This window comes from Burkholderia sp. BCC0097 (genome assembly GCF_902832985.1).
GTDB classification, from domain to species: domain Bacteria; phylum Pseudomonadota; class Gammaproteobacteria; order Burkholderiales; family Burkholderiaceae; genus Burkholderia; species Burkholderia orbicola.
In genome coordinates this window covers 689,416-713,196 of record NZ_CADFDM010000003.1, presented here as the reverse complement: position 1 = coordinate 713,196, position 23,781 = coordinate 689,416, and the positions used below count along the sequence as shown (strand labels likewise).

The window sequence follows — 23,781 nt, the reverse complement described above, 5'->3', positions numbered from 1 at the left end:
GCGGTAGCATGGCGCCCTTGACATGCGTCGGACGAATTTACCGGCGCGGCCGTTCGCTGAACTGAGGAATCCAAGATGGCATCGAAATCGCCGCCGGCCGTGCCGGCACGCTACGCGCACACCGCGATCGCACTGCACTGGCTGATCGCGCTGCTGATCATCTGCGGTTTCGCGCTCGGCTGGGTGATGACGGACATTCCCGGCTTCACGCCGACCAAGCTGAAGTACTTCTCGTGGCACAAGTGGATCGGCGTGACGGTGTTCGCGCTGGCCGTCGTGCGCGTGCTCTGGCGTGCGACCCACGTGCCGCCGCCGCTGCCGGGCGGCACGCCGGCGTGGCAGCGCGCGGCGTCGCACGGCGTGCACATGTTGCTGTACTTGCTGATGATCGCGATCCCGGTGACGGGCTACCTGTACAGCTCGGCGTCGAACATTCCGGTCGTCTATCTCGGCATCGTGCCGCTGCCGCGCCTGATCGACCCCGATCCGGCGCTCAAGGAAACCTTCAAGACGCTGCACGTCTCCTTGAATTACATTCTGCTTGCGCTCGTTGCGATGCACGTGCTCGCGGCGCTCAAGCATCAGCTGTTGGACCGCGACGGCCTGCTGTCGCGCATGCTTCCCTTTGCCAAATGAAGGATCCCATGAAAGTGTCTTTCTCCCGCTCCATGCTGACCGCGTTCGCCGCGGCGGCGCTCGTCGCGACGGGCGCGGCGCATGCCGACGTCGATCTCGCGAAGAGCAAGGTGTCCGCCGTGTCGAAGCAGATGAACGTGCCGACCGAAGGCGCGTTCAAGAAGTTTTCCGCGCAGGTGAAGTTCGACCCGGCGAAAGCCGCGCAGGGCAGCGCGCAAATGACGATCGACGTCGCGAGCTTCGACCTCGGCGACAAGATGTACAACGACCAGGTCGCCGGCAAGGACTGGTTCGACGCGAAGACCTACCCGCAGGCGACCTTCGTGTCGTCGGCGATCGCGCCGGCCGGCGGCAACAAGTACAACGTGACCGGCAAGCTGACGATCAAGGGCAAGGCCGAGACCGTCACGGTGCCCGTCACGGTCGCGCAGAACGGCGCGACGCAGACGTTCGACGGCGTGCTGCCGATCAAGCGTTCGACCTTCAACGTCGGCACCGGCGAATGGAAGGACACGTCGGTCGTCGCGGACGAAGTGCAGATCAAGTTCCATCTCGTCGCCACGAAGTAAGCGGCAGGTTGCCGCCTCAACTGAATGCCGCGCGAGGGCGCGGCGCCGTTTCCAGGAGAAAAAGTTTGAAAAAGCATCTGATCATCGCTGCCGGCGCGCTGGCCGCTTCGCTGTCGTTCTCGGCCTTCGCCGAAAGCGCAACCTACCAGTTCGATCCGAGCCACACGTACCCGAGCTTCGAGGCCGACCACTTCGGCGGCCTGTCGGTCTGGCGCGGCAAGTTCGACAAGTCGAGCGGCACCGTGACGCTCGATCGCGCGGCGAAGACGGGCACGGTCGACGTGACGACCGACATCGCGTCGATCCACACGGGCAGCGCGAAGCTCGACGAGCACCTGCAGACGGCCGAGTTCTTCGATGTGGCGAAGTTCCCGCAGGCGAACTACAAGGGCACGATCAAGTTCGACGGCGACAAGCCGGTGTCGGTGGTCGGCAACCTGACGCTGCACGGCGTCACGAAGCCGCTCACGCTGAAGATCGATTCGTTCAAGTGCATGCCGCACCCGATGCTCAAGCGTGAAGTGTGCGGCGTCGACGCGGTCGGCGAATTCAGCCGCGACGACTTCGGCCTCGACTACGGCAAGCAGTACGGCTTCAAGATGAAGACGAAGCTGTTGATCACGGCCGAAGCGGTCAAGCAGCAGTAAGACTCCCCGGCGGGGCCGGCGCTCGCGCCGGCCCCGCGGGCAAACCGCCGCGCTCCCGTGACCGGGGCGCGGCGGTTTTTTTTGCGCGCCTATAATCGCCCGAGCGCCGCATGTGGCCATGCGGCGCCGGGCAGGCCGACGGCGCGACGGCGGCCGCCTCGAACAGAACGTACAACGACAAGGAGATCGCCGATGCATGCCGTCACGCAGTCCAGCTCCATTGCCTCGTCGCCGCGCGTGTGGCGCGCGGTGGTCGCCGCGTCGATCGGCAACGCGCTCGAGTGGTTCGATCTCGTCGTCTACGGCTTTTTCGCGGTGACGATCTCGAAGCTTTTCTTCCCGGCCGGCAACGACACCGTGTCGCTGCTGCTCACGCTCGGCACGTTTGGCGTGTCGTTCTTCATGCGCCCGCTCGGCGCGATCGTGCTCGGCGCGTATGCCGACCGCGCGGGTCGCAAGGCCGCGCTCACGCTGTCGATCCTGCTGATGATGGCCGGCACGCTGATCATCGCGGTGCTGCCGACCTACGGGACGATCGGCGTCGCCGCGCCGGTGATCCTCGTCGCCGCGCGGCTGATGCAGGGCTTCTCGGCCGGCGGCGAGTTCGGCAGCGCGACCGCGTTCCTCGCCGAGCACGTGCCGGGCCGGCGCGGCTTCTTCGCGAGCTGGCAGGTCGCGAGCCAGGGGCTCACGACACTGCTCGCCGCGGGCTTCGGCACCGTGCTGAACGCGCAGCTTACGGCCGACCAGATGGCGTCGTGGGGCTGGCGCGTGCCGTTCTTCTTCGGGCTGCTGCTCGGGCCCGTCGCGTACTACATCCGCACCAAGGTCGACGAGACGCCCGAATTCCTCGCGGCCGAAGGCACCGCGAACCCGCTGCGCGATACGTTCGCGTCGCACAAGGTGCGCCTCGTCGCCGCCATGGGCGTGGTCGTGCTCGGCACCGTCGCCACCTATCTCGTGCTGTTCATGCCGACCTACGGCGTGAAGCAGCTCGGCCTCGCGCCTTCCGCCGCATTCGCCGCGATCCTCGTGGTCGGCGTGATCCAGATGGCGTTCGCGCCGCTCGTCGGCCACTGGTCGGATCGCTACGGCCGCGTGCGCGTGATGATCGCGCCGGCCGTCGGCATCCTCGTGCTGATCTATCCGGCGTTCGCGTATCTCGTCGCGCATCCGGGCTTCGGCACGCTGATCGCGCTGCAGGTGCTGCTCGCGTTCCTGATGACCGGTTACTTCGCGGCGCTGCCGGGCCTGTTGTCCGAGGTGTTTCCGGTGCAGACGCGCACGACCGGGATGTCGCTCGCGTATAACGTCGCGGTGACGATCTTCGGCGGCTTCGGGCCGTTCATCATCGCGTGGCTGATCCGCGAGACCGGGATGAAGACCGCGCCGAGCTTCTATCTGATGTTCGCGGCCGTGCTGAGCCTCGCGGCGCTGGTCGTGCTGCGGCGGCGGTTCGGGTTTCGGTGAGGGGCGGGCCGCGCGTCAGTTGCCGCCGCGCTCGCAGACCGGCTGCGCCGGCATCAGTTGCGCGGGCGCGGCGATGGTCTGCACCGGGCGGCCGGCGAGGGCATTGAGCGCCTGACGGAGCTGCCAGTCGGCCGCCGTGCCGAATGCGCGCTGCGGCAGCGCCGCGCTTCTCGCCGTATCGACCTTTGCGCGCACGCGCGCTTCGCGCAGCTTCTGGCGGGCCTTGCGCACCTGCGCGAACGGGTCGGGCGCCTGCCGGTCGGCATAGGGCGCGCGGGCGAGATCGACTTCCCGGTACCACAGCAGCACGCCGTCGACGTCCGCATCGCGGCGCGGCGGCACGAGCCAGTCCGGCACGACGCCGTAACCGTCCATCGGGCAGCCGCTCGGCCGCAGGTTGCGCGCGAACGTGAAATTCAGGCGCGTGCCGTCGAGCAGGTCGACGCCCGTCTGCGCGAGCCCTTTCCCATAGGTCGGCATGCCGAGCAGTGTCGCGCGGCCGAGATCCTTCAGCGCCGCCGCGGTCGCTTCGGCGGCCGACGCGCTCTGGCCGTCGACGAGCACCACGAGCGGTACGGTGCGCCACCAGTCGTCGGCCTGTAGCGGCGCGAGCGGGTCCTGGCCGTGCATGACGGGCAGTTCGTAGTCGGGCCAGTTGGTCGTGTAGCGGCGGCGGTGCGTGTCGCCGCGCTCGACCGTCACCATCGCGGTGCGGTCGCGTCCCGCGAACAGCGCGGTGATGCCGATCGCCGCATTGAGCGCGCCGCCGCCGTTGATGCGCAGGTCGAGGATCATCTGCTTCACCGGCGGGCCCGCGCGGCGCGCGGTCTGCACCGCGTCGATATAGTCGCCGACCGCCGGCTCCGGAAAGCTCGACAGCCGCGTGTACAGGATGTCGCCGTCGAGCCGCTTCGCGGTCGCCGGATGCGGCTTGACGATCGCGCGCACGGGCGCGAAGGTCAGCACCGCATGCTGCGGGCCGCGCTGCACCGTGAGTTTCAGCGGCACGCCCGTGTCGCCCTTCGCGAGCTTCATCAACTCGCCGCCGTCGATGCCGACGACGCTCCTGTCGTTCATCGCGACGACGAGATCGTCGGGCCGCACACCGGCCTTTTCGGCCGGCGCATCGGGAATCACGTCGATGATGTGCAGCCCGTCGGGCCGCGTCTCGAACACGATGCCGATGCCCGGCGTGCCGTCGCGTGCGCGCCGCTCGTCGTCGCGCCGTTCCTGCTCTTCCTTCGCGTTGAAGAAGCGCGCGTACGGCAGCGTCTTGATGCCTTCGTGGGTCGCGGCGTCGAGCAGCGCGCCGATGTCGACGTCGGTCAGATGTTGCCGCTTCAGCACTTCGACGGCCGCTTTGAGTTCGCAGAGCTGCGGTTCCCAGTCGGGCGGGCAGGGCGACGGTGGCTGGGTGGCGGGCAGTGAAGCGGCGGCAGGTGCAACGGCAGGCGGCGAAGCGGCGGGCGGCGCGGATGCCGGTTGCGCACCGACGAGCGACGCATACGGGAACGCGGCCGCGACGGCTGCGCAGGCGGCGAGGCGACGAACGACACGCATGGGAAGCATCATCGGGACCGCACGTTCGGACGGATGGCGAGGGAGGGGTTTGCCCGGCCGGCGCGCGGCCGGCATGCGACGGGGCAGGGCGGTGACGATTGTAGCCGACACCCGCGGCGGCGCCGATCGAGCCGTTTGCGTACCGCCCGGCGGCGACCCGCACATAAAAAAAGCCGACCCAGACGGGCCGGCTTTGCTTCGATGCCGAAACGGCGTGGCGCTTAAACCTGCGCGCCCGCGTTCGGATCGTCCGGATCGTGCGCGGTCTTCTTTTCCTTGACCAGGTCTTCGCGCTTGATGCCGAGCCACATCGCGAGCGAGCCCGCGACGAACACCGACGAGTAGATGCCGAACATGATGCCGACCGTCAGCGCGAGCGCGAAGTAGTGCAGCGTCGGGCCGCCGAAGAAGAACATCGACAGCACCATCATTTCCGTCGACGTGTGCGTGATGATCGTGCGCGACATCGTGGTCGTGATCGCGTGGTTGATCACTTCCTGCACGCTCATCTTGCGTTCGCGGCGGAACGTCTCGCGGATCCGGTCGAAGATGACGACCGACTCGTTGACCGAGTAGCCGAGCACCGCGAGGATCGCCGCGAGCACCGCCAGCGAGAACTCCCACTGGAAGAACGCGAAGAAGCCGAGAATGATCACGACGTCGTGCAGGTTGGCGATGATGCCCGCCACCGCGTACTTCCATTCGAAGCGGAACGACAGGTAGATCACGATGCCGATCACGACGCACGCGAGCGCGAGCAGACCGTCGGTCGCGAGCTCGCGGCCCACCTGCGGGCCGACGAACTCGACGCGCTGCAGCGTGACGTCCGGGCTCTGCGCCTTCAGCGCGCCCATCACCTGGTCGCTCTGCTGCGCGGACGTGAGGCCTTCCTTCAGCTGCAGGCGGATCAGCACGTTGCGCGACGTGCCGAAGTTCTGCACCTGCGCGTCGGCGTAGCCGAGCTTGCCGAGCGTCGCGCGCACGGGCTCGAGCTCCGCGGCCTGCTGGTACTGCACCTCGATCACCGTCCCGCCGGTGAATTCGACGGACAGGTGCAGCCCGCGGTGGAACAGGAAGAACACGGCGGCGAGGAACGTGACCAGCGAGATCACGTTGAACACCAGCGCGTGCCGCATGAACGGAATGTCTTTACGGATGCGGAAAAATTCCATGGCTTCGTCTCCGGGGCCTTATTGGGTCGAGCCCGGTTTCTTCGGCGACACGCCTTGCTGCGCGCGGTTGCGCAACTGAGGCTTGCCGGCGCGCGGCGCGTTGCCCTTCGCCGGGGCGGCGAGCTTCGCGGCGCGCGCGGTGTCGGTCGATTCGTCCTCGTCGGTGAACGACGCGGCGGCAGCGGCGCCTTCCGGCTTCCACACCTGGCCGATCGCGAGCGACTTCAGCTTCTTGCGGCCGCCGTACCAGAGGTTGACGAGCCCGCGCGAGAAGAACACCGCGGAGAACATCGACGTCAGGATGCCGAGGCAGTGCACGATCGCGAACGCGCGAACCGGGCCCGAACCGAACGCAAGCAGCGCGAGGCCGGCGATCAGCGTCGTGACGTTCGAGTCGAGAATCGTCGCCCACGCATGCGCGTAGCCGGCCTGGATCGCGAGCTGCGGCGGCTGGCCGGCACGCAGTTCTTCACGCACGCGCTCGTTGATCAGCACGTTCGAGTCGATTGCCATACCCAGCGCGAGCGCGATGGCCGCGATACCGGGCAGCGTCAGCGTCGCCTGCATCAGCGACAGCACGGCGACGAGCAGCAGCAGGTTCACCGACAGCCCGATCACCGACACCACGCCGAACAGCATGTAGTACGCGACCATGAACACGGCGATCGCGCAGAAGCCCCAGATCACCGAGTGCACGCCCATCTTGATGTTGTCGGCGCCGAGGCTCGGGCCGATCGTGCGTTCCTCGATGATGTCCATCGGCGCGGCGAGCGAGCCGGCGCGCAGCAGCAGCGCGAGATCGGCCGCGGCCTGCGGCGTCGGCTGGCCCGTGATCTGGAAGCGGTCGCCGAGTTCGGACTGGATCGTCGCGACCGTCAGCACTTCGCCCTTGCCCTTCTCGAACAGCACCATCGCCATCGGCTTGCCGATGTTGTCGCGCGACACCGTGCGCACCGCGCGGCCGCCCGCCGAATCGAGGCGGATGTTGACCGACGGACGCTGGTGTTCGTCGAAGCCGGCCGAGGCGTCGATGATGCGGTCGCCGGTGAAGATCACGTCCTTCTTCAGCAGCACGGGCGCCTGGTTGCCTTGCGTAAACAGCTCCTCGCCCGGGGGCACGGGGTCGTTCGGGTTCGGGTGCGTGTTGATCGGGTCGGCCAGGCGCGCCTCGAGCGTCGCGGTGCGACCGATGATGTCCTTCGCCTTCGCGGTGTCCTGCACGCCCGGCAGTTCGACGACGATGCGGTCGCTGCCTTGCTGCTGCAGGATCGGCTCGGACACGCCGAGTTCGTTCACACGGTTGTGGAGCGTCGTCAGGTTCTGCTTGAGCGCGGCGTCCTCGACCGACTTCTGCACGGCCGGCGTGAAGGTGCCGACGACTTGCGTGCCGCCGCCGCCGGGCTGGGTCGCCCATTGCAGCTCGGTGATCGACGCGGCGAGCACCTTGCGGGCGTCTTCCGCCGTCTGCGCATCGCTGAAGTTGACGACCACGGACTGCTCGACGCGGCTCACGCCGCCGTCGCGGATGTTCTTGTCGCGCAGCAGCGAGCGCGCGTCGGAGGCGTCGGAGTCGAGCTTCTTCGTGAGCGCGCCCGTCATGTCGACCTGGAGCAGGAAGTGCACCCCGCCGCGCAGGTCGAGGCCGAGATACATCGGCAGCGCGTGCAGGGCGGTCAGCCAGCGCGGCGACGCGCTCTGCAGGTTCAGTGCGACGACGTACTGCGGATCGTTCGGGTCGGCATTCAGCGACTTCTGCAGCAGGTCCTTGACGCGCAGCTGCGTATCGGTGTCCTTCAGGCGCACGCGGATGTTCGCGCTGGTCGCCGTGTTCTCGAAGGTGACGTCGTCCGGCTTGATCTGCGCGGACGCGAGTGCCGATTCGACCTGGGTCAGCGTGGTCGAGTCGAGCTTGACCGTGGCCTTGCCGCTCGACACCTGCACCGCCGGCGCTTCGCCGAAGAAGTTGGGCAATGTGTACAGAAGGCCGATGGCGAGCGCCACGACCATCACGACATATTTCCAGAGTGGATAACGATTCATGAGGGGGCCGAACGGGTGGTTGGCGTGAAAGCGTCGCGTCCGGCGCCGCGGCGGCCCGCTCTCTCAGGCGGGCACGGCGCGGGGAGCCGGACGCTCGGTGAAAGCCTTACAGCGACTTGATCGTGCCCTTCGGCAGAATGGTCGTGACGGCAGCCTTCTGCACGGTGATTTCGGTGCCTTCGGCGATTTCGACGCCGATGTAGCCTTCGGTGACCTTCGTCACCTTGCCGACGAGGCCGCCGCTCGTGACGACTTCGTCGCCCTTCGCCATGGCCGCGAGCATGTTGCGGTGTTCCTTCTGACGCTTCATCTGCGGACGGATCATGATGAAGTACAGCACCGCGAACATCAGGATGAGCGGCAGGAAGCTCATCAGGCTCGATTCGGCGCCACCGGCGCCTTGCGCGAAGGCATTGGAAATGAACGGCACGTTGGTCTCTCCGTAGGGGAAGATCGAAAAATAAGCCGGTTATTCTACCACCGGCCCCATGCGCGAACGGATCGGCAAATGCGCTTTCGGATCAAGCTGTTAAAGCACGAACCGATACCGTTGCGACTTGTTTGGAAAGGCAATTGTAATGTTTGGCGGTCGTGACCGGCACTTGGGACGCATTATTTAGTACTTGTCCTATTCGGCGGTGCGTCCCGCCCGTCAGTCGACCCCTCTCGCGCGATCCTCCGCGAAGCGCTGGCGGAATGCGTCGAAGGTATGCGTTTCGATCGCGTCGCGAATCTCGCTCATCAACTGCAGGTAGTAGTGCAGGTTGTGGATCGTGTTCAGTTGCGCGCCGAGGATTTCGCCGACCCGGTGCAGGTGATGCAGGTAGCCGCGCGAGAAGTTCTGGCACGTGTAGCAGGTGCAGGTCGAATCGAGCGGCTTCAGCGAGTTCTTGTGCGTCGCGTTGCGGATCTTCACGTCGCCGAAGCGCGTGAAGAGCCAGCCGTTGCGTGCGTTGCGGGTCGGCATCACGCAGTCGAACATGTCGATGCCGTTCGCGACGCCCTCGACCAGATCCTCCGGCGTGCCCACGCCCATCAGGTAGTGCGGCTTGTTGGCCGGCAGCTTCGGGCCCACGTGCCGCAGCACGCGCATCATGTCTTCCTTCGGCTCGCCCACCGACAGCCCGCCGATCGCGAGACCGTGGAAGCCGAGTTCCGCGAGGCCCGCGAGCGATTCGTCGCGCAGGTCCTCGAACATCCCGCCCTGGACGATCCCGAACAGCGCGTTCGGGTTGCCGAGCCGGTCGAATTCGTCGAGCGAGCGCTTCGCCCAGCGCAGCGACATGCGCATCGAGTCGGCCGCTTCCTGGTGCGTCGTCGGCACGCCGTTGGTCGCGTACGGCGTGCACTCGTCGAACTGCATCACGATGTCCGAGTTCAGCACCTTCTGGATCTGCATCGATACTTCCGGCGACAGGAACAGCTTGTCGCCGTTGATCGGCGACGCGAACGTGACGCCGTCCTCGGTGATCTTGCGCAGGTCGCCGAGCGAGAACACCTGGAAGCCGCCCGAATCGGTCAGGATCGGCTTGTTCCAGCCCATGAAACCGTGCAGGCCGCCGTGCGCGTCGATCGTGTCGAGGCCCGGGCGCAGCCACAGGTGGAACGTGTTGCCGAGGATGATCTGGGCCTTGATCTCGTGCAGCTCGCGCGGCTGGATCGCCTTCACGGTGCCGTACGTGCCGACCGGCATGAAGATCGGCGTCTCGACCGTGCCGTGGTTGAGCTTCACGCGGCCGCGGCGCGCGTGGCCGTCGGTCGTCAGCAATTCGAATTCGAGCCCGTTGGCCGGGCGGTCCTGCACGGGGGCGTGCGGATCGTGGGATGAACCTTCGGTCATCGTGTCGTGCTCCTTGCTACCGGAAAACAGTCCGGCGCATGTTGGAAACGCCGCCCGGGAAATCGGCGGCGGGGAAAAGCGGGTGCGCGCCAGCGTAGCGCGCACAACGTAAAAAACGGCACGGCGGCAGTGCGACGCGCCGGCCATCGTGCGCATCGAGCCGAGGCCGTCGACTGCGCTTACGCGCCCGACGCCTCCGGCGTGTCGCGCCGCGTGAGCAGCATCGCGTCGCCGTAGCTGAAGAACCGGTAGCGTTCCTCGATCGCGTGCCGGTACGCGGCGCGGATCGTCTCGACGCCCGCGAACGCGGACACCAGCATCAGCAGCGTCGACTTCGGCAGGTGGAAATTCGTGACGAGCCGGTCGACCACGCGGAAACGGTAGCCGGGCGTGATGAAGATGTCGGTTTCGGCCTGCGTCGCCGCGAGCGGGCGGCCGGCTTCGTCGGCGCTGCGCGCCGCGGCTTCGAGCGCGCGCATCGACGTCGTGCCGACCGCGATCACGTTGCCGCCGCGCGCGCGGGTCGCGGCGATCTTGTCGACCAGCGACTGCGGCAGGTCGTACCACTCGCTGTGCATCTTGTGTTCGGCGATGTTCTCGACGCGCACCGGCTGGAACGTGCCGGCGCCGACGTGCAGCGTCAGCGTCGCGCGCTCGACGCCCATCGCGTCGAGTTTCTCCAGCAGCGGCTGGTCGAAATGGAGCCCGGCCGTGGGCGCGGCGACCGCGCCCGGGTTGCTCGCATAGACGGTCTGGTAGCGCGTCTCGTCGGTCGCATCGGCGTCGTGCTCGATATACGGCGGCAGCGGCAGCCGGCCGTGCTGCTCGATCAGGTCGAGGCACGGCGCGGGAAAGTGCAGCGTGAAGAACGGCTCGACGCGCTCGCCGACCGTCACGTCGAACGCATCGGCCAGGCGCAGCGTCGTGCCGGCGCCCGGCGACTTGCTCGCGCGGATCTGCGCGAGCGCCGTGTGCGTGCCGATCACGCGCTCGATCAGCACCTCGATCTTGCCGCCGCTGGCCTTCTGGCCGAAGAAACGCGCCTTCAGCACCTTGGTATCGTTGAACACGAGCAGGTCGCCGGGCGCGATGCACGACGGCAGCTCGGCGAAATGGCGGTCGACGAGGCGTGCGGGCGCGACGCTGCCGTCGACCTCGAGCAGGCGGCTCGCGGTGCGATCGGGCAGCGCGGTTTGGGCAATCAGCTCGGGCGGCAGATTGAAATCGAAATCGGAAAGCGTGAACATGCGGGCTGGTTCGAAGCGGCCGGCGGGCGTCGCCGGCAGGGCGGAAACGCGTAATCGGGGCGCGCGAGCCGCTATGATGACGGGATGCGCGGCCTGGCCGGCGTCGTTCGTTCGGACGACGTGAAAGCCGCTATTGTACTTGCCTTGCGAAGCACCCAGACGATCCGATGCCTGTGTCACCACGCCGTTCCCCCGCTGCCGTTGCCGATTCCGCCGATCCGTTCGACGCGGACGATGCCGCCGCGCCCACGTCGCCCGCGCCGTCCGCGTCGGGCGCCGGCGCGCGCCGCGCCGGCCCGAAGCGCGGCGCCGACGGCCGGCTCGCGCAGCCCGCGGCCGCCGCGCCCGGCGTCGAACCGGGCGCGGACGGCGACGAAGCCGGCGCACCCGGCGCATCCGGCACGAAGCGCAAGAAGAAGCCGGCCGCCGACAAGCCCGTGAAAACCGCCGACAAGCTCGCGAAGCTCGGCCTCACGCGTTCGATCGATCTCGTGCTGCATCTGCCGATGCGCTACGAGGACGAAACCACGCTCACGCCGATCGGCGAGTTGCTGCCGGGCGGCATCGCGCAGACCGAAGGCGTCGTGTTCGACAACGAGGTCGCGTACCGGCCGCGCCGCCAGCTCGTCGTGAAGATCCAGGACGACGACGGCGAGCAGCTCGTGCTGCGCTTCCTGAACTTCTACGGATCGCAGGTCAAGCAGATGGCCGTCGGCCAGCGGCTGCGCGTGCGCGGCGACGTGCGCGGCGGCTTCTTCGGGATGGAGATGGTGCATCCGGCCGTGCGCGTCGTCGAAGCCGATGCGCCGCTGCCGCAGGTGCTCACGCCCGTCTACCCGAGCACGGCCGGCGTGTCGCAGGCCTACCTGCGCAAGGCGATCGAGAACGCGGTCGAGCGCACGCCGCTGCCCGAACTGCTGCCGCCCGAGATCCAGCGCGATTACCTGAAGCCGCTCGACGTGCCGACGCTCGAACAGGCGGTGCGCATCCTGCATCACCCGCGCGTCGATTCCGACGAAGCGGCGCTGATGGACGGCTCGCACCCGGCGTGGACGCGCATCAAGTTCGAGGAACTGCTCGCGCAGCAGTTGTCGCTGAAGCGCGCGCACGAAGAGCGCCGCACGCGCGCCGCGCCCGCGATGCCGCGCCGCGCGGCGAGCGATGCCGACGCGCTGACCACGCGCCTGTACGCGGCGCTGCCGTTCACGCTGACGGGCGCGCAGGCGCGCGTCGTCGACGAGATCGCGCACGACCTCACGCTCGCGCATCCGATGCAGCGGCTGCTGCAGGGCGACGTCGGCAGCGGCAAGACGGTCGTCGCGGCGCTGGCCGCCACGCAGGCGATCGACGCCGGCTACCAGGCCGCGCTGATGGCGCCCACCGAAATCCTCGCGGAACAGCATGCGCGCAAGCTGCGCGCGTGGCTCGAGCCGCTCGGCGTCACGGTCGCGTGGCTCGCGGGCAGCCTGAAGGCGAAGGAGAAACGCGCGGCGATCGAGGCGGCCGCGCTCGGCACCGCGCAACTCGTGATCGGCACGCACGCGATCATCCAGGACACGGTCGAATTCGCGCGGCTCGGCCTCGTGATCGTCGACGAGCAGCACCGCTTCGGCGTCGAGCAGCGTCTCGCGCTGCGCGCGAAGGCCGCGAACACCGCCAACGGCGCACGCGACTTTCAGCCGCACCAGCTGATGATGTCGGCCACGCCGATCCCGCGCACGCTCGCGATGACGTACTACGCCGATCTCGAGGTGTCGACGATCGACGAGTTGCCGCCCGGCCGCACGCCGGTGCTGACGCGCCTCGTCGGCGACGCGCGGCGCGAAGAAGTGATCGCCCGCGTGCGCGAGGCCGCGCTGACCGGGCGTCAGGTGTACTGGGTGTGCCCGCTGATCGAGGAGAGCGAGACGCTGCAGCTGCAGACGGCCGTCGAAACCTACGAGACGCTCGCCGCGGCGTTGCCCGAACTGAAGGTGGGGCTCGTGCACGGCCGGCTGTCGCCGGCCGACAAGGCGGCCGTGATGGAGGCGTTCACGCGCAACGAAGTGCAGCTGCTGGTCGCGACGACGGTGATCGAGGTCGGCGTCGACGTGCCGAACGCGTCGCTGATGGTGATCGAGCACGCGGAGCGCTTCGGCCTCGCGCAGTTGCACCAGTTGCGCGGCCGGGTCGGGCGCGGTACCGCGGCGTCGGTGTGCGTGCTGCTGTATACCGGGCCGCTGTCGCTCACCGGCCGCGAGCGGCTGAAGACGATGCGCGAGACGACCGACGGCTTTGAGATCGCCCGGCGCGACCTCGAAATCCGCGGCCCCGGCGAATTCCTCGGCGCGCGCCAGTCGGGGGCGGCGATGCTGCGCTTTGCGAACCTCGAGACCGACGGCTGGCTGATCGACCCGGCCCGCGAGGCCGCGGCGCGGCTGATTGCCGCGTACCCCGAGGTCGTCACGCAGCATCTCGCGCGCTGGCTCGGTGCGCGCGAACAGTATCTGAAGGCCTGATCGACCGGCTCGGGGCCGGATCGAAAGCCGCCAGTCGACGCCAATTCGACGCCAATCGACGCATCCCGATGCAGAGAAACTTGGCGAACCGGTGCCAACAGGTGTATAAATTAAACCTATCGCCTGTATATCTCTGATTGACCCACAATGACGCTGACTGAATTGAAATACATCGTCGCGGTTGCGCGCGAGCGGCATTTCGGCCGCGCGGCCGAAGCATGCTTCGTGAGCCAGCCGACGCTGTCGGTGGCGATCAAGAAGCTCGAGGACGAGCTCAACGTGCAGATTTTCGAGCGCGGCGCGAGCGAAGTGAGCGTGACGCCGATCGGCGACCAGATCGTGACCCAGGCGCAGCGCGTGCTCGAGCAGACCTTCGCGATCAAGGAGATCGCGAAGCAGGGCAAGGACCCGCTCGTCGGCCCGTTCCGCCTCGGCGTGATCTACACGATCGGGCCGTACCTGCTGCCGACGCTCGTCAAGCAGATGATCCAGCGTGTTCCGCAGATGCCGCTGATGCTGCAGGAGAACTACACGCTGAAGCTGCTCGAACTGCTGAAGCAGGGCGAGATCGACGCCGCGATCATGGCGCTGCCGTTCCCCGAAACCGGCCTGATGGTGCGGCCGCTGTACGACGAGCCGTTCGTCGTCGCGCTGCCGGCCGGCCATCCGTGGGAGAAGCGCGACGAAATCGACGCCGAGGACCTGAAGCAGGAAACCATGCTGCTGCTCGGCAACGGTCACTGCTTCCGCGATCACGTGCTCGGCGTGTGTCCGGAACTGATGCGCTTCTCGCAGACGGCCGACGGCATCCAGAAGACCTTCGAGGGCTCGTCGCTCGAAACCATTCGCCACATGGTCGCGAGCGGCGTCGGCATCACCGTGCTGCCGCGGATGTCGGTCGCCGAAGTCGGCCCGCGCGCGAACGGCCCGGATGCCGAGCTGCTGTCGTACGTGCCGTTCAACGAGCCGGTGCCCGATCGCCGCGTGGTGCTGGTATGGCGCAAGAGCTTCACGCGGATGCCCGCGATCGACGCGATCAGCGACGCGATTGCCGCATGCGAGCTGCCGGGCGTCGCGAAGCTCGACATGCCGGCCACGATGAACTGACACTGACGGGGCCGCGTATGTACACGTGGCAGCGTGATGAACGGGGTCTTGCGACCCCGTTTATTTTTTCCTATCGCATAGATGAAATTTATCAAATTCAAATAATTGATAGATATAGATAGAATCCTCTACATGGATCGGCGTCGAGTCGACGTGCGGGATGCACGATGAATGCAAGCGTCAAAGGAGGATGTCATGATGCGGTCGGTATTGCAGCACGCGCAGCGGAACGTCCCGTCGCGCGATACGGTCGTACATCGCGCCAGGGCGGCGGTTCGCAGCCTGCGTCCGATTGCGTTCGCGTACTTGGCGGACCGTGTGTATGGCGGGTGAGTGCCGCCGCACCGGTCCTGTGTTCCCCCGATTCACCTGCCGTCGAGCCATGAGGGAGCATTGCATGTCCGATACACGCAAAACCACCCGCCTCGCCGGTACGACGACCGCCGGCCGCCGCTTCCCCGAGCGCCCCCCCTGCGGCGCGTCGCAGCGGGAACGCGTGCCGATCGCCGCGCACGACGTCCCGTAGTACGACAGGAGGACCCGCCTGTTCCGTTTCTTACCCCCGCAATGCTCCACGAACCGCGCCCGGCACGTGGGGGCCTACGAGCAAGTAAAGGAGAAAAAGCATGTCGAACGAAACGAAGTGCCCGTTCAACCACACCGCAGGCAGCGGCACGACGAACAAGGACTGGTGGCCGAATCAGCTGAACCTCAACGTCCTGCATCGGCATTCGGCGCTGTCCGATCCGATGGACCCGGATTTCGACTACGCCGAGGCGTTCAAGAAGCTGGATCTCGCCGCGGTGAAGCAGGACCTGCACGCGCTGATGACGACGTCGCAGGACTGGTGGCCGGCCGACTTCGGCCACTACGGCGGCCTGTTCGTGCGCATGGCATGGCATAGCGCCGGCACGTACCGCACGGCCGACGGCCGCGGCGGCGCGGGCGGCGGGCAGCAGCGCTTCGCGCCGCTCAACAGCTGGCCGGACAACGTCAGCCTCGACAAGGCGCGCCGCCTGCTGTGGCCGATCAAGCAGAAGTACGGCCGCAACATCTCGTGGGCCGACCTGCTGATCCTGACCGGCAACGTCGCGCTCGAATCGATGGGCTTCAAGACGTTCGGCTATGCGGGCGGCCGTGCCGACACGTGGGAACCGGACGACGTCTACTGGGGCTCGGAAAAGATCTGGCTGGAACTGCGCGGCGGCCCGAACAGCCGCTACACGGGCAAGCGCGAGCTCGAAAGCCCGCTCGCCGCGGTGCAGATGGGCCTGATCTACGTGAACCCGGAAGGCCCGGACGGCAACCCTGATCCGGTCGCCGCCGCGCACGACATCCGCGAGACGTTCGCGCGGATGGCGATGAACGACGAGGAAACGGTCGCGCTGATCGCGGGCGGCCACACGTTCGGCAAGACGCACGGCGCCGGCCCGGCGTCGAACGTCGGCCCCGAGCCGGAAGCCGCGGGCATCGAGCAGCAGGGTCTCGGCTGGAAGAGCACGTTCGGCACGGGCAAGGGCAAGGACACGATCACGAGCGGCCTCGAAGTCACGTGGACCTCGACGCCGACGAAGTGGAGCAACGACTTCTTCAAGCACCTGTTCAGCTACGAGTGGGAGCTCACGAAGAGCCCGGCCGGCGCGCACCAGTGGGTCGCGAAGGACGCGGACGAGGTGATTCCCGATGCGTACGACGCGTCGAAGAAGCATCGTCCGACGATGCTGACGACCGACCTGTCGCTGCGCTTCGACCCGGCCTACGAAAAGATCTCGCGCCGCTTCTACGAGAACCCGGCCGAGTTCGCCGACGCGTTTGCGCGTGCCTGGTTCAAGCTCACGCACCGCGACATGGGTCCGCGTGCGCGCTATCTCGGCCCGGAAGTGCCGGCTGAACACCTGCTGTGGCAGGACCCGATCCCGGCCGTCGATCACCCGCTGATCGACGACGCGGACGTCGCCGCGCTGAAGGCGAAGGTGCTGGCCAGCGGCCTGACGGTGTCGCAGCTCGTGTCGACCGCATGGGCATCGGCGGCGACGTTCCGCGGCTCGGACAAGCGCGGCGGCGCGAACGGTGCGCGCATCCGCCTCGCGCCGCAGAAAGACTGGGAAGTGAACCAGCCGGCGGCGCTCGCGGCGGTGCTCGAAACGCTCGAAGGCGTGCAGAAGGCGTTCAACGATGCGCAGACGGACGGCAAGAAGGTGTCGCTGGCCGACCTGATCGTGCTGGCCGGTGCGGCCGGCGTCGAGCAGGCGGCGAAGAACGCGGGTATCGCGATCACGGTGCCGTTCGCGCCGGGCCGGATGGATGCGTCGCAGGAAGAAACCGACGTCGACGCGATGGCCGTGCTCGAGCCGGTGGCGGACGGGTTCCGCAACTACCTGAAGAGCGCGTACAAGACGCCGGCCGAGGCGCTGCTGGTCGACAAGGCCCAACTGCTGACGTTGACGGCGCCGGAGATGACCGTGCTGGTCGGCGGCCTGCGCGTGCTCGGCGCGAACGTCGGCGACTCGAAGCACGGGGTGTTCACCGCCCGTCCGGGCACGCTGTCGAACGACTTCTTCGCGAACCTGCTCGACATGGGCACGGAGTGGAAGCCGGTGTCGGCCGCGAACGACGTGTTCGAAGGGCGCGATCGTGCGACGGGCGCAGTCAAGTGGACCGGCACGCGCGTCGACCTGATCTTCGGCTCGCACTCGCAGTTGCGCGCGCTGGCCGAGGTGTACGGCAGCGCGGATGCGCAGGAGAAGTTCGTGCGCGACTTCGTCGCCGCCTGGAACAAGGTGATGAACCTCGACCGCTTCGACCTCGCATGAACCGGGCCGGATCCCGGCGCGGTGATGCAGTAACGCAGTAACGTAAAACGGCCGGTCCAGCGACCGGCCGTTTCTTCTCTGAACGATGTCTTGTCAAAGGAGTGACGACCATGACGCAAATGATGCTCGACATGCGCGCGGCCGCATCGCCCATTCTGCGCTCGCCGGGCGAGCTGGCGCGCTACGCCGTCGGCTTCGCGATCGTCGTCGGCGGGGCGGTGGAGCTGGTCTCGCAGGCGCTGCACGCGCTCGCGTAGTGCGACGATGGATTCGCGGCGCTAGACTGGCGAGTCGCGAACGGATGCCGCACGGCGCGGCATGCGGATTGCTGGACACATTTTCGCCGGTTCAACATTTCGAATGAGGAGTCCCGAAGATGGCCAAGAAAGGCAACGCCACGCAGATCAACATCGGTATCAGCGACAAGGACCGCAAGAACATCGCGGACGGCCTGTCGCGCCTGCTCGCCGATACGTTTTCGCTGTACCTGAAGACCCACAATTTCCACTGGAACGTGACCGGACCGATGTTCAACACGTTGCACCTGATGTTCGAGGAGCAGTACAACGAGCTATGGCTCGCGGTCGATTCCGTCGCCGAGCGCATTCGCACGCTGGGCGTCGTCGCGCCCGGTACGTTCGGCGAATTCGCGAAACTGTCGTCGGTGCAGGAAGCGAAGGGCGTGCCGGCCGCCGAGGAGATGATCCGCCAGCTCGTCGAAGGGCACGAGACGGTCGTGCGCACCGCGCGCGAAATCTTCCCGATCGCCGATGCGGCGAGCGACGAGCCGACCGCCGACCTGCTGACGCAGCGCCTGCAGACGCATGAAAAGACCGCATGGATGTTGCGGTCGCTGCTCGCGTAAGCCCGGTGCGGCCGGGGACGGCAGGCCGGCCCGATTGGCGGCGGCACTGAATCTGTCCCCTGATTAATGCACGTCGCTGCCGGCCGAGCATAGCGGGCTGCGGCGGCCCGCCGGCCCGCCGCGGCCGCCGGCTGAGGGTCGCGCCGACATGACGCGAAGCACCGCTCGGCTCTAAAATGCCGGGATTCTCTTCCCGGTGCTTCGCCATGCTTGCCCGCTTTCCCCTGTATCTGCGGCTCGTCCGGATGGACAAGCCGATCGGCAGCCTGCTGCTGCTGTGGCCGACGCTCAACGCGCTGTGGATCGCGTCGGACGGCCACCCGCGCTGGCCGCTGCTCGTGATCTTCACGCTCGGCACGCTGCTGATGCGCTCGGCCGGCTGCGCGATGAACGACTACGCCGACCGCGATTTCGACCGCCACGTGAAGCGCACGGCCGACCGGCCGCTTACATCGGGCAAGATCCGCGCATGGGAAGCCGTCGCGATCGCGGTCGGGCTGTCGTTCATCGCGTTCCTGCTGATCCTGCCGCTCAATACGCTGACGAAGGAATTGTCCGTCGTCGCGCTGTTCGTCGCCGGCTCCTACCCGTTCATGAAGCGCTTCTTCGCGATTCCGCAGGCGTATCTGGGCATCGCGTTCGGCTTCGGCATCCCGATGGCGTTCGCGGCCGTGCAGGACACGGTGCCGATGCTGGCGTGGGTGATGCTGGTCGCGAACATCTTCTGGTCGGTCGCGTACGACACCGAATACGCGATGGTCGATCGCGACGACGACATCAAGATCGGCATCCGCACGTCCGCGCTGACGTTCGGCCGTTTCGACGTCGCGGCCGTGATGGCGTGCTACGCGGTGACGCTCGGCATCTACGTGTGGATCGGCGTGACGCTCGGCTTCGGCCTCGCGTACTGGGCGGGCTGGGCGGCGGCGGTCGGCTGCGCGCTCTATCACTACACGCTGATCAAGGATCGCGAACGGATGCCGTGCTTCGCGGCGTTCCGCCACAACAACTGGCTCGGCGGCGTGCTGTTCGCGGGGATTGCCGCGCATTACCTGCTGGCCGGCAACTGAACGGCACACCGCGCGTGCTTGCGCGCGGCGCCAACGAAAAAGCGACCTGACGGTCGCTTTTTTTACGTCTCGCGCCGGCACGACCGGCGCCGCCGTCACGCTTACGCGCGGCCGAGCTCGTCGCCCATTTCCTTCGCGCGCGCTTCGGCCGCGAGGGCGCCGCGCACGATCGCTTCCTTCACGCCCTGCGCGTCGAACGCCGCGAGCGCGGCGGCCGTCGTGCCGCCCTTCGACGTCACGCGTTCGCGCAGCACGCTCGCCGGTTCGCCCGACTGCGCGGCGAGTTGCGCGGCGCCGGTGAACGTCGCGACGGCGAGCGCGCGGCCCTGCTCGTCGTTCATGCCGAGGCGGCGCGCGGCTTCCTGCAGCGCTTCGATGAAATAGAACACGTACGCAGGGCCGCTGCCCGAAATCGCGGTGACCGCGTCGAGCTGCGCTTCGTCGTCGAACCACACGATCTCGCCGACCGCGCCGAGCACGCTCGACGCGAGTTCGCGGCCGGCGGCGTCGACGCCCGGCAGCGCGGCCAGGCCCGTCACGCCCATGCCGACCAGCGCGGGCGTGTTCGGCATCGTGCGCACGACGCGCGCGTAGCCGCCGAGCCAGCGGGCCAGATCCGTGCCGCGGATGCCGGCCGCGATGCTGATCACGAGCTGCGACTTCAGGTGCGGCGCGAGCGCCTGCGCGACGTCGTGCAGCACCTGCGGCTTCACCGCGAGCACGATCGCGTCGTAGTCGGCGAGCGTCGCGTCGATGGCCGCGCCGGTCCGGATGCCGAACTGTTGCGCGGCGCGCGCGCGGACGTCTTCGTTGACGTCGATGGCATACAGGCCGTCCGCGGCGACGCCGCGCTTGATCAGGCCGCCGATCAGGGCCGCGGCCATGTTGCCGCCGCCGATGAATGCGATTTTCATGATGTCGGGAATGAGCGAGTGAGTGAACGGAAAGGCGGAAAAGGGCGCGGCGTTCAGTGCGCGTAATCGCGCGCGCCGAAGATCGCGGTGCCGACGCGCACGATCGTCGCGCCTTCGAGCACGGCCGCGTCGAGATCGGCGGACATGCCCATCGACAGCGTGTCGAGCGGCAGGCCGTCGGCGCGCAACGTGTCGAACAACGCGCGCAGTGCGCGATGCGGCGCGCGTTGCGCATCGGTGTCGTCGGCCGGTTCGGGAATCGCCATCAGGCCGCGCAGCCGCAGCGACGGCAGCGCGGCGACCGCCCGCGCGACCTCGGCCACGTCGGCCGGCGCGACGCCGCTCTTCGACGCCTCGCCGCTGATGTTGACCTGCACGCACACGTTGAGCGGCGGCAGGTGCGCGGGGCGCTGTTCCGACAGGCGCTGCGCGATCTTCAGCCGGTCGACCGAATGGACCCAGTCGAAGCGCTCGGCGACGGGGCGCGTCTTGTTCGATTGCAGCGGCCCGATGAAATGCCATTCGAGGCTCGCGCGCAGGTCGGCGAGCGCGTCGATCTTGTCGATCGACTCCTGCACGTAGTTCTCGCCGAACGCGCGCTGCCCGGCCGCATGCGCGGCGCGCACGTCGTCGGCCGGGAACGTCTTCGACACGGCGAGCAGCGAGACGGTGGCGGGATCGCGGCCGGCCGCGCGGGCGGCGTCGGCGATGCGGCGGTGAACGGAGGCGAGGCGGGCGGCGAGATCGGACATGACGGGCACGGAAGCAGGCACGGAAGCAGCACGGGAAGCGGGCATGAAGCCGATGCGCCGCGACACGCGGCGCATCGATCCGCTCATTATACGGACGCCGCGCTCCCGGCCGTTACGCGGGAACAGGCCCTAGCCGTACAGCAAATGCTCGACGAGCTGGACCCAGTGGGCGACCGGCACCTGCGTGCCGCTCTGCAAGTGCGCGATGCAGCCGATGTTGCCGGACACGATCATCTGCGGCTCGAGCGCCTGCAGCTTCAGCAGCTTCTGCTTGCGCAACCGGTACGACAGCGACGGCTGCGTCAGCGAGTAGGTGCCGGCCGAGCCGCAGCACAGGTGGCTGTCGGCCGGCAGCCGCACGTCGATGCCGAGCGTCTCCAGCAGGCGCTCGACCTTGCCGCGCGACTGCTGGCCATGCTGCAGCGTGCACGGCGGGTGATAGGCGACCGTATGGATCGCGCGGCGCCGCGCGATCGTCGCAAGTTCGGCCTCGAACGCGAGCAGCACGTCGGAGATGTCGCGCGTCAGCGACACGATGCGCTGCGCCTTCTCCGCGTAGGCGGGATCGTCGCGCAGCAGGTGCGCGTATTCGAGCACCGTCGCGCCGCAGCCCGACGCGTTCATCACGATCGCCTCGACGCCCTGTTCGACGTGGGGCCACCACGCGTCGATGTTGCGGCGTGCGTCGTCGAGCGCGTCGTCGTGATAGTTCAGGTGCAGGCGGATCGCGCCGCAGCAGCCCGCGTCGGGCGCGACGACCGTCTCGATGCCGAGCGCGTCGAGCACGCGCGCGGTCGCGATGTTGATGTTCGGCAGCATCGACGGCTGCACGCAGCCGCCGAGCATCAGCATCTTGCGCGGATGCGTGCGGTGCGGCCATTCGAGCAGCCGCGTGCGCGGCGGCACCTTGTCGCGCAGCCGCTTCGGCAGCAGTGGCCGCACGTGCTGGCCGAGCCGCATCATCGGCGAGAACAGCGCCGCGTTCGGCACGACGCTCGCGAGCACGCGGCGCATCAGCCGCTGCTGCGCGGGGCGCTCCACCTGCGCCTCGACGTGCTTGCGCCCGATCTCGACGAGCCGGCCGTACTGGACGCCGGACGGGCAGGTCGTCTCGCAACTGCGGCACGTGAGGCAACGGTCGAGATGCTGTTGCGTGCTGCGCGTGACGGGCGCGCCTTCGACCATCTGCTTGATCAGGTAGATGCGGCCGCGCGGGCCGTCGAGTTCGTCGCCGAGCAGTTGATAGGTCGGGCAGGTCGCGGTGCAGAACCCGCAGTGCACGCATTTGCGCAGGATCGCGTCGGCCTCGTCGCCGTCGGGCGTATTGCGGATGAAATCGGCGAGATTCGTTTGCATCCAGCCCTCAGAGCTCTGGGTAAAGCCGACCGCGATTGAAGATGCGCGCGGGATCGAACGCGCTCTTCAGTCCGCGGTGGATTTTCATCATCGGCGCGGGCAGCGGCGTGAACACGCCCGCGCTGCGGTCGTAGGTGTCGCCCGCGCGGAACAGCGTCGCATGGCCGCCGGCCTGCTTCGCGCTCATGCGCACGGTTTGCGCGTCGGCGTCGGTGATCCACCAGCGCTGCGCGCCGCCCCATTCCATCAACTGGGTGCCGGGCAGGTGCATCGGTTCGGTGATCGACGGCAGCGACAGGCGCCACAGCGCATAGCCGGGCGGGATGCCGTTGAAGAACGGGTCGGTATGCTCGCGCAGGCCGGACCAGAAGCGCTCGGCCTCGACCGCGTCGACGACTTCGCCGCCGAGCAGCGTTTTCGCGGATTTCACCGCGGCTTCCGCGCCCGACAGGCGCAGCACGAGCGTGCCGTTACGCCACGCGCTCGCGCTGACCGGCAGCGGATGGCCGCCCCATTCGTTGAGCTTGCGCACCGCGTCGGTCGCGGTCATCTCGAACTTCAGCGTGACCTCGGCGACAGGCATCGGCAGCACCTTGATCGACAGGTCGAGCATCAGCCCGAGCGTGCCGAGCGCGCCGGCCATCAGCCGCGACACGTCGTAGCCTGCGACGTTCTTCACGACCTGCCCGCCGAAGCGCAGCATTTCGCCGCGGCCGTTCATCAGCGTGGTGCCGAGCACGAAATCGCGCGGGGCGCCGCAGGTGGCGCGGCGCGGGCCCGCGAGGCCGGCCGCGACGCAGCCGCCGACGGTGGCCGTGCGGCCGAAGTGCGGCGGCTCGAACGGCAGCATCTGGCCGCACTCGGCGAGGACGGTTTCCAGTTGCGCGAGCGGCGTGCCCGCGCGGGCCGTGACGACGAGTTCGGCCGGGTCGTACGACACGATGCCCTGAAATGCGCGCGTATCGAGTATTTCGCCCTCGAGCGCCTGGCCGTACCAGTCCTTGGTGCCGCCGCCGCGAATCCGCAGCGGCCGGCCGTCGGCACTGGCGGCGCGGATGCGCTCGGCCCATCCGGCGACGATGTCGTCCTCTTCCATGTCCTGTTGCTTTCTCGTCTCGTTGTTCGGTCGATTGTACCGGGGTGGCGCGATTCCACATCGCGACTATCCCTAAGCCCCGTATCGGATGCGGCCTGCCGGCGCCGGCGCCCGAACGCGCCGCGCGGG

The 23,781-nt window shown here is 67.9% G+C and carries 21 protein-coding genes; 11 read left to right on the top strand and 10 right to left on the bottom strand.

Annotated elements, in window-relative coordinates:
* The first annotated feature begins 75 nt into the window (after window positions 1-75).
* From HWX07_RS12965 to HWX07_RS12950, 4 genes are all read left to right on the top strand, one after another.
* Entirely contained in the window at window positions 76-636 is a 561-nt protein-coding gene (locus HWX07_RS12965; RefSeq protein ID WP_175876502.1) for a cytochrome b, read from the top strand.
* Window positions 637-644: 8 nt separating this feature from the next.
* Complete coding sequence (locus HWX07_RS12960) at window positions 645-1,205, top strand: YceI family protein (RefSeq protein WP_175876501.1); 561 nt, start codon at window positions 645-647, stop codon at window positions 1,203-1,205.
* Between the two features lie 65 nt (window positions 1,206-1,270).
* Complete coding sequence (locus HWX07_RS12955) at window positions 1,271-1,852, top strand: YceI family protein (protein ID WP_034187441.1); 582 nt, start codon at window positions 1,271-1,273, stop codon at window positions 1,850-1,852.
* A 192-nt stretch (window positions 1,853-2,044) separates the two neighbouring features.
* Window positions 2,045-3,322 (top strand): MFS transporter, encoded by a 1,278-nt coding sequence (locus tag HWX07_RS12950; RefSeq protein WP_175876500.1) that lies wholly within the window; start codon window positions 2,045-2,047, stop codon window positions 3,320-3,322.
* A gap of 15 nt (window positions 3,323-3,337) precedes the next feature.
* Here HWX07_RS12950 and HWX07_RS12945 read toward each other — a convergent pair whose 3' ends face one another.
* From HWX07_RS12945 to queA, 6 genes are all read right to left on the bottom strand, one after another.
* A complete protein-coding gene (locus tag HWX07_RS12945; RefSeq protein ID WP_244129975.1) occupies window positions 3,338-4,882 on the bottom strand; it encodes a S41 family peptidase in 1,545 nt (514 codons plus the stop codon).
* Window positions 4,883-5,103: 221 nt separating this feature from the next.
* Window positions 5,104-6,054 carry a protein translocase subunit SecF gene (gene secF / locus HWX07_RS12940; RefSeq protein WP_006476870.1) on the bottom strand — a complete coding sequence of 317 codons (951 nt, stop codon included), beginning with the start codon at window positions 6,052-6,054 and terminating at the stop codon, window positions 5,104-5,106.
* A gap of 18 nt (window positions 6,055-6,072) precedes the next feature.
* Window positions 6,073-8,094, bottom strand: coding sequence for a protein translocase subunit SecD (gene secD, locus HWX07_RS12935; RefSeq protein WP_175876499.1), 2,022 nt, complete (start codon window positions 8,092-8,094; stop codon window positions 6,073-6,075).
* Window positions 8,095-8,200: 106 nt separating this feature from the next.
* Entirely contained in the window at window positions 8,201-8,524 is a 324-nt protein-coding gene (gene yajC, locus HWX07_RS12930) for a preprotein translocase subunit YajC (RefSeq protein ID WP_006476868.1), read from the bottom strand.
* Between the two features lie 222 nt (window positions 8,525-8,746).
* On the bottom strand, window positions 8,747-9,934 hold the full coding sequence (tgt, locus tag HWX07_RS12925; protein ID WP_175876498.1) for a tRNA guanosine(34) transglycosylase Tgt: 1,188 nt from the start codon (window positions 9,932-9,934) through the stop codon (window positions 8,747-8,749).
* 179 nt (window positions 9,935-10,113) lie between these two features.
* Window positions 10,114-11,181, bottom strand: coding sequence for a tRNA preQ1(34) S-adenosylmethionine ribosyltransferase-isomerase QueA (gene queA / locus HWX07_RS12920; protein ID WP_175876497.1), 1,068 nt, complete (start codon window positions 11,179-11,181; stop codon window positions 10,114-10,116).
* Between the two features lie 167 nt (window positions 11,182-11,348).
* On the opposite strand from queA, the gene recG reads away from it, so the two are divergent.
* The 7 genes from recG (at window position 11,349) to ubiA (ending at window position 19,534) form a co-directional block, all read left to right on the top strand.
* A complete protein-coding gene (gene recG / locus HWX07_RS12915) occupies window positions 11,349-13,679 on the top strand; it encodes an ATP-dependent DNA helicase RecG (RefSeq protein WP_175876496.1) in 2,331 nt (776 codons plus the stop codon).
* A gap of 147 nt (window positions 13,680-13,826) precedes the next feature.
* Window positions 13,827-14,786 carry a LysR substrate-binding domain-containing protein gene (locus tag HWX07_RS12910; protein ID WP_006476864.1) on the top strand — a complete coding sequence of 320 codons (960 nt, stop codon included), beginning with the start codon at window positions 13,827-13,829 and terminating at the stop codon, window positions 14,784-14,786.
* Between the two features lie 397 nt (window positions 14,787-15,183).
* The gene (locus HWX07_RS37170; protein WP_264170263.1) at window positions 15,184-15,312 is read left to right on the top strand and encodes a hypothetical protein; all 129 of its coding nucleotides are present in this window, start codon (window positions 15,184-15,186) and stop codon (window positions 15,310-15,312) included.
* A gap of 100 nt (window positions 15,313-15,412) precedes the next feature.
* A complete protein-coding gene (gene katG / locus HWX07_RS12905; RefSeq protein ID WP_175876495.1) occupies window positions 15,413-17,599 on the top strand; it encodes a catalase/peroxidase HPI in 2,187 nt (728 codons plus the stop codon).
* A gap of 110 nt (window positions 17,600-17,709) precedes the next feature.
* Window positions 17,710-17,856, top strand: coding sequence for a hypothetical protein (locus tag HWX07_RS12900; protein WP_175876494.1), 147 nt, complete (start codon window positions 17,710-17,712; stop codon window positions 17,854-17,856).
* Window positions 17,857-17,975: 119 nt separating this feature from the next.
* The gene (gene dpsA / locus HWX07_RS12895) at window positions 17,976-18,464 is read left to right on the top strand and encodes a non-specific DNA-binding protein DpsA (protein WP_074801211.1); all 489 of its coding nucleotides are present in this window, start codon (window positions 17,976-17,978) and stop codon (window positions 18,462-18,464) included.
* Between the two features lie 206 nt (window positions 18,465-18,670).
* Entirely contained in the window at window positions 18,671-19,534 is an 864-nt protein-coding gene (ubiA, locus tag HWX07_RS12890; protein ID WP_175876493.1) for a 4-hydroxybenzoate octaprenyltransferase, read from the top strand.
* Between the two features lie 101 nt (window positions 19,535-19,635).
* On the opposite strand, the gene proC is transcribed toward ubiA, so the two are convergent.
* From proC to glcE, 4 genes are all read right to left on the bottom strand, one after another.
* On the bottom strand, window positions 19,636-20,448 hold the full coding sequence (proC, locus tag HWX07_RS12885; RefSeq protein WP_012327931.1) for a pyrroline-5-carboxylate reductase: 813 nt from the start codon (window positions 20,446-20,448) through the stop codon (window positions 19,636-19,638).
* A gap of 53 nt (window positions 20,449-20,501) precedes the next feature.
* Window positions 20,502-21,200, bottom strand: a complete 699-nt coding sequence (locus tag HWX07_RS12880; RefSeq protein ID WP_124464381.1) for a YggS family pyridoxal phosphate-dependent enzyme — start codon at window positions 21,198-21,200, stop codon at window positions 20,502-20,504.
* Between the two features lie 129 nt (window positions 21,201-21,329).
* A complete protein-coding gene (glcF, locus tag HWX07_RS12875; protein WP_175876492.1) occupies window positions 21,330-22,556 on the bottom strand; it encodes a glycolate oxidase subunit GlcF in 1,227 nt (408 codons plus the stop codon).
* A gap of 7 nt (window positions 22,557-22,563) precedes the next feature.
* Window positions 22,564-23,652 carry a glycolate oxidase subunit GlcE gene (gene glcE, locus HWX07_RS12870; protein ID WP_175876491.1) on the bottom strand — a complete coding sequence of 363 codons (1,089 nt, stop codon included), beginning with the start codon at window positions 23,650-23,652 and terminating at the stop codon, window positions 22,564-22,566.
* Between the last annotated feature and the right edge of the window lie 129 nt (window positions 23,653-23,781).

Excerpts from the sequence above, each read along its gene's own strand:
- HWX07_RS12900 (WP_175876494.1), top strand. The coding sequence starts at position 17,710 with ATGACGCAAATGATGCTCGACATGCGCGCGGCCGCATCGCCCATTCTG.
- queA (WP_175876497.1), bottom strand. The coding sequence starts at position 11,181 with ATGTTCACGCTTTCCGATTTCGATTTCAATCTGCCGCCCGAGCTGATT.
- proC (WP_012327931.1), bottom strand. The coding sequence starts at position 20,448 with ATGAAAATCGCATTCATCGGCGGCGGCAACATGGCCGCGGCCCTGATC.
- katG (WP_175876495.1), top strand. The coding sequence starts at position 15,413 with ATGTCGAACGAAACGAAGTGCCCGTTCAACCACACCGCAGGCAGCGGC.
- glcF (WP_175876492.1), bottom strand. The coding sequence starts at position 22,556 with ATGCAAACGAATCTCGCCGATTTCATCCGCAATACGCCCGACGGCGAC.
- HWX07_RS37170 (WP_264170263.1), top strand. The coding sequence starts at position 15,184 with ATGTCCGATACACGCAAAACCACCCGCCTCGCCGGTACGACGACCGCC.
- secD (WP_175876499.1), bottom strand. The coding sequence starts at position 8,094 with ATGAATCGTTATCCACTCTGGAAATATGTCGTGATGGTCGTGGCGCTC.
- dpsA (WP_074801211.1), top strand. The coding sequence starts at position 17,976 with ATGGCCAAGAAAGGCAACGCCACGCAGATCAACATCGGTATCAGCGAC.
- HWX07_RS12965 (WP_175876502.1), top strand. The coding sequence starts at position 76 with ATGGCATCGAAATCGCCGCCGGCCGTGCCGGCACGCTACGCGCACACC.
- HWX07_RS12960 (WP_175876501.1), top strand. The coding sequence starts at position 645 with ATGAAAGTGTCTTTCTCCCGCTCCATGCTGACCGCGTTCGCCGCGGCG.
- tgt (WP_175876498.1), bottom strand. The coding sequence starts at position 9,934 with ATGACCGAAGGTTCATCCCACGATCCGCACGCCCCCGTGCAGGACCGC.
- HWX07_RS12950 (WP_175876500.1), top strand. The coding sequence starts at position 2,045 with ATGCATGCCGTCACGCAGTCCAGCTCCATTGCCTCGTCGCCGCGCGTG.
- HWX07_RS12945 (WP_244129975.1), bottom strand. The coding sequence starts at position 4,882 with ATGCGTGTCGTTCGTCGCCTCGCCGCCTGCGCAGCCGTCGCGGCCGCG.
- glcE (WP_175876491.1), bottom strand. The coding sequence starts at position 23,652 with ATGGAAGAGGACGACATCGTCGCCGGATGGGCCGAGCGCATCCGCGCC.
- secF (WP_006476870.1), bottom strand. The coding sequence starts at position 6,054 with ATGGAATTTTTCCGCATCCGTAAAGACATTCCGTTCATGCGGCACGCG.
- recG (WP_175876496.1), top strand. The coding sequence starts at position 11,349 with ATGCCTGTGTCACCACGCCGTTCCCCCGCTGCCGTTGCCGATTCCGCC.
- ubiA (WP_175876493.1), top strand. The coding sequence starts at position 18,671 with ATGCTTGCCCGCTTTCCCCTGTATCTGCGGCTCGTCCGGATGGACAAG.
- HWX07_RS12910 (WP_006476864.1), top strand. The coding sequence starts at position 13,827 with ATGACGCTGACTGAATTGAAATACATCGTCGCGGTTGCGCGCGAGCGG.
- HWX07_RS12880 (WP_124464381.1), bottom strand. The coding sequence starts at position 21,200 with ATGTCCGATCTCGCCGCCCGCCTCGCCTCCGTTCACCGCCGCATCGCC.